At 71.3% G+C, this 16,723-nt stretch carries 15 protein-coding genes; 10 read left to right on the top strand and 5 right to left on the bottom strand.

The genetic code is table 11. From position 1 onward, the window contains the following. Positions 1-14: 14 nt before the first annotated feature. The 8 genes from ACIBH4_RS03830 to menC all read left to right on the top strand — a co-directional run bounded on the left by ACIBH4_RS03830 (position 15) and on the right by menC (position 9,117). Positions 15-1,199: a cytochrome ubiquinol oxidase subunit I gene (locus tag ACIBH4_RS03830; protein WP_362505688.1), complete on the top strand. Its 1,185-nt coding sequence runs from the start codon at positions 15-17 to the stop codon at positions 1,197-1,199. 11 nt (positions 1,200-1,210) lie between these two features. Next, positions 1,211-1,981, top strand: a complete 771-nt coding sequence (locus ACIBH4_RS03825; RefSeq protein ID WP_362765569.1) for a cytochrome d ubiquinol oxidase subunit II — start codon at positions 1,211-1,213, stop codon at positions 1,979-1,981. A 16-nt stretch (positions 1,982-1,997) separates the two neighbouring features. Next, entirely contained in the window at positions 1,998-3,785 is a 1,788-nt protein-coding gene (cydD, locus tag ACIBH4_RS03820) for a thiol reductant ABC exporter subunit CydD (RefSeq protein ID WP_362765566.1), read from the top strand. Continuing rightward, positions 3,782-5,536, top strand: coding sequence for a thiol reductant ABC exporter subunit CydC (gene cydC / locus ACIBH4_RS03815; protein WP_362505679.1), 1,755 nt, complete (start codon positions 3,782-3,784; stop codon positions 5,534-5,536). Before cydD ends, cydC begins: the two co-directional genes overlap by 4 nt. Positions 5,537-5,698: 162 nt before the next feature. Beyond that, entirely contained in the window at positions 5,699-5,830 is a 132-nt protein-coding gene (locus ACIBH4_RS03810; RefSeq protein ID WP_362505676.1) for a hypothetical protein, read from the top strand. Further along, the gene (locus ACIBH4_RS03805; RefSeq protein ID WP_362765563.1) at positions 5,827-7,041 is read left to right on the top strand and encodes a M20 family metallopeptidase; all 1,215 of its coding nucleotides are present in this window, start codon (positions 5,827-5,829) and stop codon (positions 7,039-7,041) included. Before ACIBH4_RS03810 ends, ACIBH4_RS03805 begins: the two co-directional genes overlap by 4 nt. Further along, positions 7,038-7,817, top strand: a complete 780-nt coding sequence (locus tag ACIBH4_RS03800) for a GNAT family N-acetyltransferase (RefSeq protein WP_362765560.1) — start codon at positions 7,038-7,040, stop codon at positions 7,815-7,817. The genes ACIBH4_RS03805 and ACIBH4_RS03800 overlap by 4 nt, the downstream gene beginning before the upstream one ends. A 199-nt stretch (positions 7,818-8,016) precedes the next feature. Beyond that, positions 8,017-9,117, top strand: a complete 1,101-nt coding sequence (gene menC / locus ACIBH4_RS03795) for an o-succinylbenzoate synthase (protein WP_362505667.1) — start codon at positions 8,017-8,019, stop codon at positions 9,115-9,117. A 260-nt stretch (positions 9,118-9,377) separates the two neighbouring features. Here the strand turns inward: menC and ACIBH4_RS03790 are convergent, their stop codons facing one another. Beyond that, positions 9,378-10,703, bottom strand: coding sequence for a serine hydrolase (locus ACIBH4_RS03790; protein WP_362765557.1), 1,326 nt, complete (start codon positions 10,701-10,703; stop codon positions 9,378-9,380). Between the two features lie 371 nt (positions 10,704-11,074). Continuing rightward, positions 11,075-12,436, bottom strand: coding sequence for a trypsin-like peptidase domain-containing protein (locus ACIBH4_RS03785; RefSeq protein WP_362765554.1), 1,362 nt, complete (start codon positions 12,434-12,436; stop codon positions 11,075-11,077). Positions 12,437-12,797: 361 nt separating this feature from the next. On the opposite strand from ACIBH4_RS03785, the gene ACIBH4_RS03780 reads away from it, so the two are divergent. Then, the gene (locus ACIBH4_RS03780) at positions 12,798-13,373 is read left to right on the top strand and encodes a PadR family transcriptional regulator (protein WP_362765551.1); all 576 of its coding nucleotides are present in this window, start codon (positions 12,798-12,800) and stop codon (positions 13,371-13,373) included. Continuing rightward, on the top strand, positions 13,370-14,176 hold the full coding sequence (locus ACIBH4_RS03775; RefSeq protein WP_362505655.1) for an SGNH/GDSL hydrolase family protein: 807 nt from the start codon (positions 13,370-13,372) through the stop codon (positions 14,174-14,176). The genes ACIBH4_RS03780 and ACIBH4_RS03775 overlap by 4 nt, the downstream gene beginning before the upstream one ends. Positions 14,177-14,296: 120 nt before the next feature. Here ACIBH4_RS03775 and ACIBH4_RS03770 read toward each other — a convergent pair whose 3' ends face one another. The 3 genes from ACIBH4_RS03770 to ACIBH4_RS03760 all read right to left on the bottom strand — a co-directional run bounded on the left by ACIBH4_RS03770 (position 14,297) and on the right by ACIBH4_RS03760 (position 16,686). Then, on the bottom strand, positions 14,297-14,902 hold the full coding sequence (locus tag ACIBH4_RS03770; protein WP_362505652.1) for a hypothetical protein: 606 nt from the start codon (positions 14,900-14,902) through the stop codon (positions 14,297-14,299). 168 nt (positions 14,903-15,070) lie between these two features. Next, the gene (locus tag ACIBH4_RS03765) at positions 15,071-15,727 is read right to left on the bottom strand and encodes a methionine ABC transporter permease (RefSeq protein WP_350943662.1); all 657 of its coding nucleotides are present in this window, start codon (positions 15,725-15,727) and stop codon (positions 15,071-15,073) included. Beyond that, on the bottom strand, positions 15,724-16,686 hold the full coding sequence (locus ACIBH4_RS03760; RefSeq protein WP_362505648.1) for an ATP-binding cassette domain-containing protein: 963 nt from the start codon (positions 16,684-16,686) through the stop codon (positions 15,724-15,726). Before ACIBH4_RS03760 ends, ACIBH4_RS03765 begins: the two co-directional genes overlap by 4 nt. Positions 16,687-16,723: the final 37 nt, after the last annotated feature.

Raw genomic sequence — 16,723 nt, 5'->3', positions numbered from 1 at the left:
ATGGAGGTGAGTCCGTGGACGTGCTCGACCTGGCCCGGACGCAGTTCGCCGTGACAGGAAGCCTCCACTTCCTGTTCGTCGTGCTGACCCTGGGCCTGGCCCCCCTGATCGCGATCATGCACACCCGCTACGCCATCACCGGCAAGCCGGTCCACGAAAGGGCGACCCGCTTCTGGGGCCAGATCTACGTGATCAACTACGCGCTCGGCATCCTCACCGGGCTGGTGATGGAGTTCCAGTTCGGCATGAACTGGAGCGGCCTCTCGCACTACGCCGGGGACGTCTTCGGCGCGCCGCTCGCGATCGAGACGCTCGGCGCGTTCTTTCTGGAGTCCACCTTCCTCGGACTGTGGATCTTCGGCTGGCACCGGCTACCGAAATGGCTCCACGTGGCGTGCATCTGGGTGGTGACGCTGACCGCCTACGCGTCCGCCTTCTGGATCATGGTGGCCAACTCGTTCCTGCAGAACCCCGCCGGAGCCGTGGAAGGGGACGGTCACCTCGTCCTGACCGACTTCGGCGCGCTGCTCACCAACCCGATGCTGACCATGGCGCTGCCGCACGTACTCGGCGCCGGTCTGTGGGCCGGCGGTTTCGTGCTGATGGGGGCGAGCGCGTACCAGTTGTTCCGGCGCACCGCCGAGCGGGAGTTCTTCACGAGCTCGCTCCGCACGGGAGTGATCACCTCGCTCGTCGGCTCGCTGATCACGGTCGGCTTCGGCTACGCCCAGTTCGGCCCGATCTCCCTGTTCCAGCCGGACAAGTTCAACGGCGGGGGCCTGTCCGCGTGGGCGCTCGGCTTCATGATCGCGATCGGCCAGCTGCTCCAGTTCCTCATCATGTTGGTGCTGGCGCCGACCGTGTACTGGCTGCCGCGCTGGCGCTGGGCACACCCCCTGCTGATCGCGATCACCCCGCTGCCGTTCGTGGCGGCGATCCTGGGCTGGCTGGCGAGGGAGTCCGGCAGGCAGCCCTGGATGATCAACGGGAGGCTGACCGTCGCCGACGCCATGTCCCCCGGCCTCACCTCCCAGATGGTCACCGTCTCGCTCATCGCCTTCGGCGGCGTGCTCGCCCTGCTCGCGGTGATCGACTACGTGCTGATCGCCCGCACCGTACGGCGCGGACCCGCCGCCACCACCCTCGGCGCGGACGCACCGGCCGACCCCACCGAGCGCGCACACGCGCTCAGCCACTAGGGAGACAGACCGTGGACATCCTCTGGCTCGGCGTGTTCGCCCTCCTGCTGATCGGCTACTTCGCCCTGGAGGGCTTCGACATCGGCCTGGGCATGCTGTTACCCGTACTCGGCAGGACGAGGAGGGACCGAGACGAGATCGTCGCCGCCATGGCGCCGTTCGTCCTCGCCAACGAGGTGTGGCTGGTGGCCGTGGCGGGCGTCCTGTTCGGCGTCTTCCCCTCGATCGAGGGAGATGTGCTGTTCGGCCTCTACCCGCTGGTGGTCTCCCTGCTGGTGTCGTGGATCGTGCGCGACGCCGGGCTCTGGTTCCGCCGCCGCGCCGACGGGAGCGCGTGGCGGACGACCTGGGACTGGGCGATCGTCATCGGCTCGTACGGCCTGGCGTTGAGCTGGGGCATGGCCCTGGTCGCGGTGGCCGGCGGCCTGGTGGGGTCCCCGATCAGCCTGCCGGGGCTGGTCGGCGGGCTGGCGGTCGCCGCGCTGCTCGCCTTCCACGGCTGGACGTTCGCCTCGTGGCGGCTGCCCGGACAGGTGACCGGCGCGCGCCGCACCGGACGGGCGCTCCTGCTCTCCGCGTGCGCCGCCGCGGCGCCCGTCGCGGTGCTGCTCGCCGTACTCGCCCCCTGGCTGCTCGACCGTACGGCGCCCGCCGGGACGCTGAATGTGCTGAGTGTCATGATTCTGCCCTTCGCGCCGGTCATGGTGGGTGCGCAAGTATGGGTATGGCGGACGTTCGGTCCCGGGCGCGCCGCCTCCGATCGGGTTCCTTCGTTCTTCTGAGCTCTCTAGGGTTGGCATGCACAAGGATCTTGTACGGCTGGCACTGGGCGAGCGGGCCGTCCGCCGCCACCTGGCCGTGTGCCTGGCCGCCGCCGTCCTGACCGGGCTGCTCGTCCTCGTCCAGGCGGAGCTGCTCGCCGGGGTGCTGTCCGGGCGGTTCGCGACCCCGGCCCTGATCCTGCTGGCGCTCGTCGTCGGCGTCCGGGCGCTGCTCACCCTGGGGCAGGGGATCGCCGCCGGGCGCATGACCACCGGGGTGAAGTCCGCCCTGCGGCACCGCCTGCTGGCGCGGCTGCGGGATCTGGGCCCCGTCAGGCCCGCCTCGCAGCGCTCGGGCGAGCTGGTGACCCTGACCGGCCGGGGCCTGGACGCCCTCGACCCCTACCTGTCGGGCTACCTGCCGGCGGTGGCGGTCGCGGGCGTCGTGCCGATCGCGGTGCTCGTCCGGCTGTTCACCGCCGACCTGGCCAGCGCGGTGATCGTACTGGTCACGCTGCCGCTCATCCCGATCTTCGGGGCACTGGTCGGCATGCACACCAAGGCCGTGACGGAGCGCCAGTGGAAGGCCCTGTCCCGCCTCGGCGGGCACTTCCTGGACGTGGTCAGGGGCCTTCCCACGCTGCGGGCCTTCGGCAGGGCCCGCTACCAGGCCGAGGTGATCCGGCGGGTGGCCGACGCCCACCGGGCCGCGACGATGCGCACGCTGCGGGTGGCGTTCCTGTCCTCGCTCGTCCTTGAGCTGGCCGCGTCCCTGTCGCTCGCCCTGGTCGCCGTCCCGGTGGGCCTGCGGCTGCTTTCCGGCTCCCTGGACCTGTCGACCGCGCTGCTGGTCCTGCTCCTGGCGCCGGAGGCGTACCTGCCGCTGCGCAACATGGGCGGCAGGTTCCACGCGGCGATGGAGGGCGTCGCCGCCGCCGACGAGGCGTTCGCCGTCCTGGACGGCGAGGCGGAAGCCCCAAGGGCAACGGGGGCCGCGGGAGCCTCGGCGGTCTCGGCGGTCTCGGCGGTCTCGGCGGTCTCGACAATGGGGCCCGCGCGCGACGGGCGGGCGGGAATCCGTACGGCGGAGGAATCCCCGCCGGAAGCGGAGTCCGGAGCGGGGAGCGCGCCGGAGATCCGGCTGGAGCATGTCACGGTGCGCTACCCGGACCGTGAGGAGGCCGCGCTGCGGGACGTGTCGCTGGTGATCGCCCCCGGCGAACGGGTGGCCCTGGTCGGCGAGAGCGGCGCGGGCAAGAGCACCCTGCTCCACCTGCTGCTCGGCTTCGTCACCCCCACCGAGGGCCGGGTGCTCGTCGACGGCGCCGAGATCGGCGACCATGACTCCTGGCGGGCGCGCCTGGCGTTCGTCCCCCAGCGCCCGCACCTCTTCGCCACCTCGGTCGCCGACAACATCAGGCTCGGTGCCCCCGGCGCGACGATCGACGAGGTCAGGGCCGCGGCGCGGGCCGCGCAGGCGGAGGAGTTCATCCTGGCACTGCCCGAGGGCTACGACACGGTGCTCGGCGAGCGCGGGACGAACCTGTCGGCCGGGCAGCGGCAGCGGGTCGCGCTCGCCCGCGCGTTCTGCCGCCCGGAGGCCGACCTGCTCCTGCTGGACGAGCCGACCGCGCGGCTCGACGGCCGCAGCGAGGGCGCGGTCGTGAACGCGACCCGCGACCTCGCCGAGGGCCGCACCGCCGTGATCGTCGCCCATCGGCCCGCGATGATCGACCTGGCCGACCGGGTGATCCGGATCGCCGACGGACGCGTGGTGGCCGGGGAGAGACCTCCGGCGGGGACACGAGAGGAGGTCTCCTCGTGACCGACGTCAGCCAGATCCCGACGGGCCGGATGGACGGGGAGCGAACGGTGGGCCAGGCGGACGGACGACCTGCCGACCGGTCCGGCGGGCGGCTCGCCCTCGCCGCGGCCGCGGGGGCGGCGGCCGAACTGGCCGGGCTCGGGCTGATCGGCTCCGCCGCGTGGCTCATCACCAGGGCCGCCGAGCAGCCCCCGCTCGCGGCGCTGAGCGTGGCGATCGTCGGGGTCAGGGCGTTCGCGACGACCAAGGGCGTCTTCCGCTACGGAGAGCGTCTGGCCGGTCACGACGTGGCGCTGCGGGCCCAGGCGACGACCAGGGAGCGGCTCTACCGGGCGCTCATCCCCGGAGGATCGCCGAGGCAGCGGGGGGCCGACCTGCTCAGCCGCATGGTCGACGACACCGACGCGGTACAGGACCTGCTCGTACGCTGCCTGCTCCCGGCGCTGGCGGCGCTGGTCACCGGCGTGGCCGCGGTGGTGATCGGACTGTTCCTGCTCCCGGTGGCGGCATTCGCGCTCCTCGCCGGGCTGCTGGTGGCCGGGGTGCTGATCCCCGCGGGCACGGCCGCCGCCGCGCGGCGCTGGTCGGCGCGGATCGCCCCGGCACGGGCCGACCTGGCCGCCCGGGTCGCCGATCTGGTGCACGGGGCCGCCGACCTCGCCGCCTACGGGGCGGACGAGCGGGCACTCGCCGCCGCCGCCGAGACCGACGCCCGGCTGGCGGCGCTGGAGCGCAGGCAGGCACGGGCGAACGCGGTGGCCTCGGCCCTGGGCATGCTCACCCAGGGACTGACCGTGACGGCGGTCGTCCTGCTGGCGGGGAGCTCGGGGGCGGGTGCGGTGACCACCGCGGTTCTCGCGCTGGTCTCGCTGGTGTCCTTCGAGCCGGTGCTGCCGATGGCCGCAGCCGGGGAGCGGCTGACCGGGGTGCTCGCCGCCCTGCGCCGCCTGCGGGAGGTGGGCGCGACCCCACCGGCGGTGACCGAGCCGTCCGTCCCGGTCCCTGTCCCCGGCGGGCCGCCGACCGTCGAGATCGAGAACCTGGTGGTCCGGCACGACGCCGGTCTCGCCCCCGCCCTGGACGGCGTCAGCCTCACCCTCACCCCCGGTAGGCGCGTCGCCCTGGTCGGCCCCAGCGGTGCCGGCAAGAGCACCCTGCTGTCGGCCCTGATGCGCCTGGTAGAGCCCGAGTCGGGGACGATCAGGGTCGGCGGGGTGGACGTCCGGGAGCTCGCGTCCGACGACGTGCGGCGGGTGATGACCGGGCTGACGCAGGATCCGTACGTGTTCCAGACCTCGCTGAGGGACAACCTGCGGCTCGCGGGCCCGGAGGCCGGTGAGGAGGAGCTGGCCGAGGCGGTGCGGCGGGCACGCCTGGACCGGTGGGTGGAGCGCACCGGCTGGGACGCGACGCTCGGGGAGGACGGGCGTACGGTGTCCGGTGGCCAGTTGCAGCGGCTGGCGCTGGCGCGGGCGCTGTTGCACGACCCGCCGGTGCTGCTGCTCGACGAGCCCGCCGAGGCCCTGGACGAGACGACGGCGGACGCGCTCATGGCCGACCTCCTGGACGCCACCCACGGCCACACGACGCTGCTCGTCACGCACCGGCTGCGCGGGCTGGAGCGGGTGGACGAGATCGTCGTACTGGAGAACGGGTCGGTGACGCAGCGGGGCACCCACCGGGAGCTGGTCTCCTCTCCCGGCTACTACCGCGACCTGTGGCGCTCGGAGGCGCTCACCGCCGGCCGGTGACATCTCGCTCCCCTGCCGCCCGTCCCCCCTCTCCAACCGGAGCGAAACAAGTGATCTTGGCCGATTGGATGAACAATTCACCACTCTTAGGAAAACCAGCCGAATTACATCTCCCTCAACCTGTCGTACCGTCGCGGTAACCAAGCATCGGAGGGCCGGCACGTGTCCGTTGAGCTCCACCACCGCGCCGTCGCCGCGACCGGCGGCGTCGTCTGCGTCGACTTCCTGACCGCCTTCCTGGCCGAGTACACCGTGGACCGGCTGTTCCGCGCCGAGCTGGGACGGGCGCGATGAACCTGGACGTCATGCTCGAGGACCTGGAGGAGCTCGTCGCGTGCGAGTCGTTCTCCGCCGACCACGAGGCGGTGGCCCGTAGCGCCCGGGTGGTCGCCGACCAGGGGTTCAGGAGGCTCGGCGCGCGCGCCGAGACGATCGTGATCGGCGGGGTCACCCACCTGCGGTGGACCTTCGGCACGCCTCGGGTCCTGCTGGTCGGCCACCACGACACGGTCTGGCCGCTCGGGACGCTCGCCGAGCGCCCCTGGTCGGTGAGCGGCGGGATCGCCCGGGGCCCCGGGGTGTTCGACATGAAGGCCGGGCTGGTGCAGGCGTTTCACGCGCTCGCCGCGCTGCCCTCGCCGGACGGGGTGTGCGTGCTGGTCACCGGCGACGAGGAGGTCGGTTCACCGTCCTCACGCGCGCTGATCGAGGAGTCGGCACGCGGCCTCGCGGCCGCGTTCGTGCTGGAGGCGAGCGCCGACGGCGGAGCGCTCAAGACGGCACGCAAGGGAACGTCGGTCTACGAGCTCGTGGTGCGCGGAACGGCCGCGCACGCCGGCCTGGAGCCGGAGAAGGGGGTGAACGCGGGGATCGAGCTGGCCCATCAGATCCTCGCCGTCACCGGGATCGCCGATCGGGTGAACGGTGCTCCCCCTGTCGTGACGACGGCGGAGACGTCGCCCGCCGCGACGCGCGGGCTGCCCCTGCTCCCAGATCCGCGGCCGGGCTCCGCGGCACCGGAGACGCCGCACGGCGGGCCCGGCGGCCTGGGCCGGATCACCGTCACGCCCACGGTGCTGTCGGCGGGGACCACGGTCAACACCGTGCCCGCGCTGGCCCGCCTGTCGGTGGACGTGCGGGTGCCCACTCTCGCCGCGCAGGAGCGGGTGGACGAGCTGATGAGGGCGCTGTCCCCCCGGCTCGCCGGGACCCGGCTGGAGGTGACAGGTGGCCCGAACCGCCCTCCCCTGGAGGAGGCCTCGTCGGCCGGATTGTTCGCCGTCGCCCAGCGGATCGCCGCCGGCCTCGGGCTAGCCCCGCTCATCGGTGTCGGAGTGGGCGGAGCCTCCGACGGCAACTACACCGCCGGAGCCGGCTGTCCCACCCTCGACGGGCTGGGCGCGGTGGGCGGCGGCGCCCACGCCGACGGTGAGCACGTGGTCGTGGCCGAGATGCCCGGTCGTACGGCGCTGCTGACCGGCCTGCTCCGGGCGACGCTCGGATGAACGGCGTGATACTGCGCGAGCTGCGCTCCATCGAGGAGATGGAGGAGGTCTTCCGGCTGTTCGACGGCATCTGGCACCCCGATCCCGGCGGGGAGCCCATCACCGTCGAGCTCATGCGGGCGCTGTCACACGCGGGCAACTACGTCACCGGCGCCTACCAGGGCGATCGGCTGGTGGGCGCCTCGGTCGGCTTCCTCGCGGCCCCGGCCGGGCAGGTGCTGCACTCGCACGTCACCGGCGCCGCCGTCGGGCGCGGGATCGGATTCGCGCTCAAATCGCACCAGCGCCGCTGGGCGCTCGACCGGGGCCTGGATCTCATCACCTGGACCTACGATCCGCTGGTGCGCCGCAACGCCCACTTCAACCTGGTCAAGCTCGGTGCCCGTCCCGAGGAGTACCTGCCGTCCTTCTACGGCGTGATGGAGGACGCGATCAACGCGGGCGACGAGTCCGACCGGGTGCTCACCGTCTGGCGGCTGACCGAGCCGCGGGTGCTCGCCGCCGTACGGGGCGAGCCGCACCGGCCGAAGGTCCCGCCGGACGCGGTGACCGCCCTGGCCGAACGCGACGGCCGCCCGGTCCCGGGAAGGACCGACGCCCGGATGCTGCTGGTCGCGATACCGGCCGACATCGAGGCGCTGCGCCGCACCGATCCCGGCGCGGCCAAGTCATGGCGCCACGCCGTGCGCGACGTGCTTGGCTCACTGATGGAAGAGGGCGCCCGGGTGACCGGGTTCACCGCCGAGGGTGACTACCTCGTGGAGCGGGCCGGGTGACCGGGTTAACCGCGAGGGCCGCCACCCCGTGGAGCGGACCCGCTGAATGCCCCGATCTGCGAGGCTCGCGGCGGACGCTCAGGGAACGTCCGGTGGGGCGCTCGGAGAAGGACGCGGCGCGAGCCGCGCGACATCGTGGAACGGGTCGCCTGACCGGCGGCGCTAGAGGAGGGAGACGCGGCGGAGGCCGCACACCGTCATGAAGATCACTGGAATCGAGCTGCGGCGGATCAGAATGCCGCTGGTCGCCCCCTTCCGCACCTCGTTCGGCACCGAGACCGAACGCGACGTCCTGCTCCTGCGCGTCGTCACCCCCGACGCAGAGGGCTGGGGCGAGTGCGTGGCCATGTCCGACCCCCTCTACTCCCCCGAATACGTCGACGGCGCCGCCGACGTCCTGCGTCGTTTCCTCATTCCCGCCCTGCCCGCCCACGTCGACGCCCACGGCGTGAACCGCGCCCTGCGCCCTTTCAAGGGCCACCGCATGGCCAAGGCCGCCCTGGAGACCGCCGTCCTGGACGCCCGGCTCCGCACCTCCGGCGAGTCCTTCGCCTCCTTCCTCGGCGCGGAAGCCGACCGCGTGCCCTGCGGAGTGTCGGTCGGCATCATGGACTCCGTCCCCCGGCTCCTCGACGCCGTCACCGGTTACCTCGACGAGGGTTACGCCCGGATCAAACTGAAGATCGAACCCGGCTGGGACCTCGCCCCCGTCCGCGCCGTCCGCGAACGCTTCGGCGACGATCTTCTCCTGCAGGTCGACGCCAACGCCGCCTACACCCTCACCGACGCCCCCCACCTGGCCAGGCTCGACGACTTCGGCCTGCTGCTCATCGAGCAGCCCCTCGCGAACGACGACATGGTCCAGCACGCCCGCCTCGCCACGAAGATCACCACCCCCATCTGCCTGGACGAGTCCATCGAGTCGGCCGAACACGCAGCCGCCGCCATCACCCTGGGCGCCTGCTCGATCATCAACGTCAAGCCCGGCCGCGTCGGCGGCTACCTCGAGGCGCGGCGCATCCACGACCTCGCCCGCGCCCACGGCGTCGCCCTGTGGTGCGGCGGCATGCTGGAGACCGGGATCGGTCGCGCGGCCAACCTCGCCCTCGCCGCGATGCCCGGCTTCACGCTGCCCGGCGACACCTCCGCCTCTCGCCGCTACTACGCCACCGACATCACCGCCCCCTTCGAGCTGAACGAAGGGCATCTGGAGGTCCCCACAGGGCCCGGCATCGGTGTCGACCCCGTCCCCGCGATCCTGGACGAGGTCACCGTCTCCACCGAATGGATCACCGTCTGAAGCGTTCCCCACCTCGGCGAGAACCCGGGTGGAGCCGGTCGCGTGGCCCGCGCCGCGGCCGGCTCCCCCACCTCGTAGGTGAGCGTCGGCCCCCGGCATCTGCCGGGGTACGGCGTGAGGTCCACGGCCTGCGGCGTCCCGGCGGGGACCGGGAAGTCCGGGGCCGCGAGCCCGGTGCTCTCGCGTATCACCGGTCCAGCTCGACCAGTTCCTCGTCGACGAGCTGCATCACGAGGGCCGCGGTCCAGAACTCCGGCTCCTCAGGCGATCTTGGGTGTGGCACGCACACCCAGGTGGATGTACGGCGAGCCGTCGGGGAGTTCGTAGAACACCGCCGACAGCCACTGCGGCTCTCCTTCGGGGCGGCCGACGAAGGTGACGTCGTCCACCGCGACGAGATCGAACTCCATTGGCTGCTTCAGCCCGGCGAGGGCTCCGGTGGCCTCGATGTGCAGCGAGAGCCTGCCGCCGCGGATCGTGAGCGTCATCCGGCTGCCCGCCCGCTCGTACACGCCGGCGTACCGCTCGACGTCGGTCTCGAACGGCGCGGCCGGCGGTCCCAGCACGGGCGGCACGGCCAGGCCGAGCAGTTCGCCGAAGAGCTCGGTGGCGAGGGCGTGATGGAACGCGGCGGTGTGGCCGCCGTTCGCCAGCGCGCACACCACGGTCTCGCTGTCGGGTACGGCCCAGAGCATGGCCGCCTGGCCGATGGTGTTGCCGCCGTGGGAGATGATCCGGTGCCCCTGCCACTCGTCCAGGATCCAGCCCAGCCCCCACTGCCTCCCCAGGGTGTACGGGTTGGGGATGTCCACCTGCGGCTCCCACATCGCCCGCGGGTCGGCGAGCAGGCCGGTGCCCAGGTGCGCGCGGGCGAAGGCCACGACGTCGGCGGGACGCGCGCAGATCAACCCCGCCGGGCCGCAGGAGCGCATCAGGCCCCAGACGGGGGCGGGCGCGCCGTCGATGTGGCCCATCGCGCCGCGGAAGCGCAGCACGTCCTCCGGCAGGGTCCAGGTGTGGCTCAGGCCGAGCGGCTCGATGATCTGCTCGCGCAGCGCGGCGTCCCATCCCTTGCCGGTGAGACGTTCGATGACGCGCCCGGCGATGATGAAACCCGAGTTGCAGTATGACTGGGTGGCGCCCAGGGGGTGGTTCTGCGCGAGGTTCGCACAGGCCTCGACGTACTTCTCGACGCAGTCGTCGCCGCGGCCGGTGTCGAGGAAGAGGTCCCCGTCGATGCCGGAGGTGTGCGAGAGCAGGTGCCGGATGGTGACGGTCTTGGTCACCTCGGGGTCGGCGACCCGGAACTCCGGCAGGATCTCGGCGACCGGGGCGTCGAGCGTGAGCGCGCCCCGCTCGACGAGGAGCATGATCTGGGTGGCGGTCCAGACCTTGGTGACCGAGCCGATCTGGAAGAGCGAGTCGGTGGTCGTCTCCACCCCGGTCTCCACGTTGAGCACGCCCGCAGCGAACTCGTGCACCTCCCCCTCGTGCAGGAAGGCCAGGCCAGCGCCGGGCACCTCGTACTCGGTGATCAGCTCGGCGAGACGGGCGTGCCAGCGACCGGGATCCACTGCTCCAGCCATTCGACGATCCTTTCTTCGTGGTCCACCCGGTGGGACGGACGGCCGTCGAGGATGAACACCCGGGTGGCACACCAGCGCTTACTTGTACGTTCCACTCGCGGGGAAAGGCGAGGCATGTCCGAAGGTTAAGCCCACCCGGGCGCCGCTTCTTCGGCCTTCACGACGAACCGGACCCGATCCGTTGTGTCGTCCTCCAACCGCCTCGCGGGAGCGCCCGCTCTCCGGCCCCGCCGAGGGGGCGCGTCCACCGAGGTCTCGAAACCGGCGGGACCCGCGCGGCGGACCACGGCGACCGGATGTGCCGTGAACGACGAAGACGGATGTGCCGCCGGAGCCGTGGTGGCCTCCGGCGGCACATCCGTCGGGGAACCTTACTCGCCGGTCTTCTCCGCGAGGGTCACCGTGACGGTGTGGGGCTGCCCGTCGCGGGCGTAGGTGATGCTCACCTGCTGGCCGGGCTTGAAGCCGCGGACGGCTCCGACCACGGTGGCGGCCTCGTCCACCGCCGTGTCGTTGATCTTGGTGATCAGATCGCCCTGCTGGATGCCCGCCTTGGCCGCGGGGCTTCCCTCGGTGACCTGGCCGACCAGGGCTCCGCCCGCGTCCCCGGTGGCGTCGGTCATGCTCACGCCCAGGAAGGCGTGGGAGACCTTGCCGCTCTCGATGAGCTGCTGGGCGACCTGGTTGGCGGTGGTGATGGGGATGGCGAAGCCGACGCCGATGCTGCCCTCCCCGCCGTTGGTGGCGATGGCGGTGTTGATGCCCACCACCTGGCCGGCCGCGTTGACCAGAGCGCCTCCCGAGTTGCCGGGGTTGATCGCCGCGTCGGTCTGGATGGCGCCACCGATGGTGGTGCCCGCACTGCCGCCCTGCTGCTGCCTGCCCCAGCCGGGCGGGAGCTGCTGCCGGCCCTGGTCACCGCCGACGGTCAGGGTACGGTTCAGCGCGCTGACGATCCCGGCGGTGACCGAGCCGGACAGGCCGAGCGGGCTGCCGATCGCGAGGACGGAGTCACCCACCTTCAGCCGGTCGCTGTCGCCGAGCGAGGCCTTGGTCAGGCCGGAGACCCCCTCCGCCTTGATGACCGCGAGGTCGGTGGCCGGGTCGGTACCGACGATCTTCGCGGTGGCGGACTTCCCGTCGCTGAACTTGACGGTCACCTGGCTGCCCGGACCCCCCTGGCCCCCGGCCTCCACCACGTGGTTGTTGGTCAGGATCAGTCCGTCCTCCGACAGCACCACCCCGGACCCCTCGCCCCCGCCGGCGGCGGTCCTGATCTCGATCGACACCACGGAGGGCTGGACGGCCTGGGCGATGTCGGCGACCGTGGTCACGTTGCCGACCTGGCTCACCACCGGGCCGGCCGACGAGACCTGGGCGACGGTGCCGCCGTTGAGACTCGTCGCGGCGAAGGCCCCCGCGACCCCACCTCCGACGGCCATGGCCGCCAGAGCGAGACCGGCGCCTACTTTCTGCCCGACGCTGAGCCTGCCTCGCTGCGGGGGGAGCGCCCCCGATCCCCCGTACCCCCCGGCTCCTACTGGTGCCTCGGCGGCGAGCTGTTCCGGCACCGGGTGGATCAGCGTCGGCTGCGGTCCGGTGTCGGCGTCGGCGCGGTAGGCGCCGACGCGCGGCGGCACCTTGCCGAACTGGGTCCAGCCGTCGTTCCCGGGGGTCGCCTCGGCCGGTATGCCCTGCTGCTCATTCCTGTTCGGGTCCATGTCTTCCCCCAAGTCCTACATCCTCCCCGGTTCGACGGGGCGGAGGCCGGTGCTCACCGGTTAGGGAAAACAATGCCCGACCGCACGTAAGACCAGCTTAAGAGCCTGATCGCGTCGAGCGGGATCCTCTGACAACGGCTTTATCCGCCGTGCTCAGCGGGCGCCCCGCGGCGCGGAGACCACCATGAAGATCTTTTCCGGAATCAGCGCGCGGGCGGGGGTGCCGATGATCACCCGCCCCTCCGGCCGGGGAATGTGGCGATCGTCCGTGAGGACGCCGCCGAGCTTTCGCTCCGCTCTCTTGTCCCGGACTCACTCATGCCACATACTCATAAATATGACTATTAATCATCATGACTACTGCGGCTAGCCGGTGGCCCTGCGACACGCGGTGCTGGCCGCGCTGCTGGACGGCGAGTACAGCGGTTACCAACTGACCAAGATCTTCGATGTGGGGGTCTCCAACTTCTGGTACGCCGCCCCCCAGCAGCTCTACGCCGAGCTGGCCAAGCTGGAGTCCGACGCTCTGGTGACGGGCCGCGAGGTCGTTCAGCAAGGACGTCCCAACAAGCGTGTGTTCACCGTGACCGAGGCCGGGGTGGGCGAGCTCGCCGCCTTCGCCGCGATCCCGGCCAAGCCCCTGCTCATCCGCGACGACCTGGCCGTGAAGGTCCACGCGTCCGACCTGCTCGCCCCCGAGATCCTGATCGCCCAGCTCCACGAACGCGCGGAGGAGGCGGCGGCCAAGCTCACGCTGTTCGGCAAGATGCTGGTGCGCCTGCGCGGCGACATGGACGAGAAGTCGTTCCTACGCCTGGGGGAGCGCGTCGGCCCGTACCTCACCTGCCTGGGCGGGCTTCGGCTGGAGCGGGAGATGCGCGACTGGTGCCTGCAGACGGCCCGGACGCTGGGTGAACGTGCCGTACACAACGAAGGAAAGCCGGCGTGAAGACCTACCACCGCTATGTCGCGCTCGGCGACAGCCAGACCGAGGGGCTCGGCGACGGCGACGACGTGAGCGGGTACCGCGGCTGGGCCGACCGGCTCGCCGAGCACCTGGCCGACGCCAACCCGGACCTGCTCTACGCCAACCTCGCCGTACGCGGCCGCCAGGCCGCCCGGGTCCGCGACGAGCAACTGCCTGTCGCTCTGGAACTGCGCCCCGACCTGGCCACGGTCGTGGCCGGCATGAACGACGTCATCCGCCCCGGATACCGGGCCGCCGAGGTCGCCGGCGCCCTGGAGGACATGTTCGCGGGCCTGACCGCCATCGGGGCGCACGTGGTCACCGCGACCTTCCCCGACATCACCAGGGTCGCGCCGCTCGCCCGCCCGCTCCTGCCCAGGGTGCTCGACATCAACGAGCGCATCCGCGAGGCCGCCGCCCGCCACGGCGTCACCGTGATCGACATGTACCCGCTCGCGTTCGTCACGGATGCCCGGATGTGGCACGAGGACCGCCTGCACATCAGTTCCGTGGGGCACGCCAGGCTCGCCGCCGCCATGGCGCACGCCCTGAGCCTGCCGGGCAGCGACCCCACCTGGAGGTCTCCGCTCCCCGCGCTGCCCGCCCCCGCCGTCTGGCGGACCGCGGCGACGGAGCTGCGCTGGCTGGTCACCTTCGCCAGGCCGTGGATCGGCCGCCGCCTGCGTGGCCGCTCCTCGGGTGACGGCCGCACGGCCAAGCGCCCCCTTCTCACTCCACCGGCAAGGAACGATCAGCCGATGCCCGGCGGATCGGGCATCGGCTGATCGACGAGTTCGACCCGCGGGTTCGGTGAGAGGTGCCCGCACGCGACCGGGCCGCGATCTCGCGGACGAGATCGCGGCCCGGTGGACGGTCAGGCCCTACGCGGGACCCGGCCGTATGGATCAGGCGTGGCTGTAGATGTTCTCCCAGCCACTCTGGTAGCCGTTGAAGTGGCCGTGGTTGCCCCGCCCCACCTTGACGTAGATGTGCTCGGCGTCCTTACCGGAGAAGGAGTGGAAGCCGGGCCGCTTGGAGCAGTTCTTGAAGCTCTTGAAAGTGGTCGAGCCGTCGAAGCCCACGACCTTGAAGGTCTCCCAAGCGCAGAAGTGCCTGGGCTTGCCCCACCACTTGTGGTTGGTGAGCTTACTGTCGACGGTGTAGTGGTATGTGTCCTCCCACTTCCACGCGCGCTTCTTGAACCACTGCTTCACCCACTTGCACTTCTTCTCACCCTTGTACCAGGTGCACTTCTTGACGATCTTGGAGTACTTCTTCCAGTACCACTTCTTCTCTGACTTCTTCTCCACGGTGACCTTGCCTTCGGCCTTCGCCTTCTCGTCACCGGAGTAGTACGGCCCCCAGCTGTCGGCGTAGAAGGGGTCCGCGGCGGTGGTCGTGGCGACGGTCTGGACGGGGGTCACGGTCGCGGCGCTGGCCATCGCCGGAGTAGCCGTGGCGAGCAGGGCGGCGGCACCGGCGCCCAGGAGGATTCGGCTGGCGAATCGCATTTCGAGGGTTCCTCTCGGGAGTGAGGATTTTGACACCCACGTTGTACGATGCGCCGATTGCCCGTAACTTTCACTTCACTTAAAAGGCGAGGCCACACCAATGATCAAATAAAATCACTTGCCGGATAAATCATAAAACAGGGGTAAATGATCAGTGCGACAATCCGGTCAGTTACGCGCGAGACGGCGGGCGACGGTGTCACCCAGGGTCTGCACGAGTTGCACCACGACGACCAGCACGACAACGGTGACGATCATGAGCGTGGTCTCGAAGCGCTGGTAGCCGTAGCGGATGGCCAGGTCCCCCAGTCCTCCCCCGCCGATCGCCCCGGCCATCGCCGAGTACGAGATCAGCGCGACCACGGTGACCGTGAGCCCCGCGACCAGGCCGGGCATCGCCTCCGGCAACAGGACCTTGCCGACGATGGTCACCCGTCCCGCCCCCATGGCCTGGGCCGCCTGCACCCTGTCCCTGCCGACCTCGCGCAGCGCGGTCTCCACCAGCCGGGCGAAGAACGGTGCCGCGCCGAGGGTCAGCGGGACCACCGAGGCGATGGTGCCGATGGTCGTGCCGACGATGAGCCTGGTCAGCGGGAGAATCGCGATCATCAGCACGATGAAGGGCAGCGAGCGGCCGATGTTCACGATCAGCCCGAGCACCCGGTTGAGCGCGGGCGAGGGGAACAGCCCGCCTCGGTCGGTGGCGACCAGCGCCACCCCGAGCGGGAGACCGAGGATCACCGTGAACAGGGTCGACCACAGGACCATCTGGACGGTCTGGCCGGTCGACTCCAGCAGCAGCGGGAGCATCTCTTCCCAGGTCATCGGGCCTCCTCGACGAGCAGGCCGCGTCCGGCCAGGTAGGTGAGCGCGGCGGCGCGCTCGTCACCGGTGACGAGCAGGCGCAGCCGTCCCGTCGAGAGGCCCGCCACCTCCTCCAGCGCCCCGCCGAGGATGTTGACGTCGACGTCGAACTTGCGGACCACCTGCGAGACCACCGGCTCACCGGCCTGCCCGGTGAAGGTGATCGTGACCTGACCAGGCTCCGGCTCGGGAAGGGGGAACAACTCGGCGGCGAGCCTGGAGCCGGGCCTGGAGATCAGCTCGGGGATGGTCCCCGACTCCTCGACCACGCCGTCCCGCATGATGGCGACCGAGTCGCAGATCGACTTCACGACGTGCATCTCGTGGGTGATCAGCAGGATCGTCAGGCCGAGCTCGCGGTTGAGGCGCTTGAGCAGGGCGAGGATCGACTGCGTGGTGCCCGGGTCGAGCGCCGAGGTGGCCTCGTCCGACAGCAGGACCGGAGGGCTTCCCGCCAGCGCGCGGGCGATGCCGACCCGCTGCTTCTGCCCGCCCGACAGCTGCGCGGGGTGCGCCCCCGCCTTGTCGGCCAGCCCGACCAGTTCCAGCAGCTCGGCCGTACGCCTGGCACGCTCGGCTTTGGCCACCCCCATCACCTCCAGCGGGAAGGCGACGTTCCCGGCGACCGTGCGGGAGGAGAGCAGGGCGAAGTGCTGGTGGATCATCCCGATCCGCTGCCGGGCCCTGCGCAGGTCACCCTCCTTCAGGCCGGTCAGCTCCTGCCCCGCCACGGAGACGGTGCCGGAGGTGGGTCGCTCCAGGAGGTTCACGCAGCGCAGCAGGGTGCTCTTACCGGCGCCGCTCTGCCCGAGCACGCCGAATATCTCACCCTCGCGGACGTGGAGATCCACCCCGTCGACGGCGACCACCTCTCGGCCCCGATCCTGATAGACCTTCCGCAGGCCCGACACATCGATCACAACCGGTTCCCAACGCGTCTGCTTTTACCCTAATTCC

It is taken from the genome of Streptosporangium sp. NPDC050284, assembly GCF_044459525.1.
Taxonomy (GTDB): domain Bacteria; phylum Actinomycetota; class Actinomycetes; order Streptosporangiales; family Streptosporangiaceae; genus Streptosporangium.
This window is presented reverse-complemented; position numbering and strand designations above follow the sequence as displayed.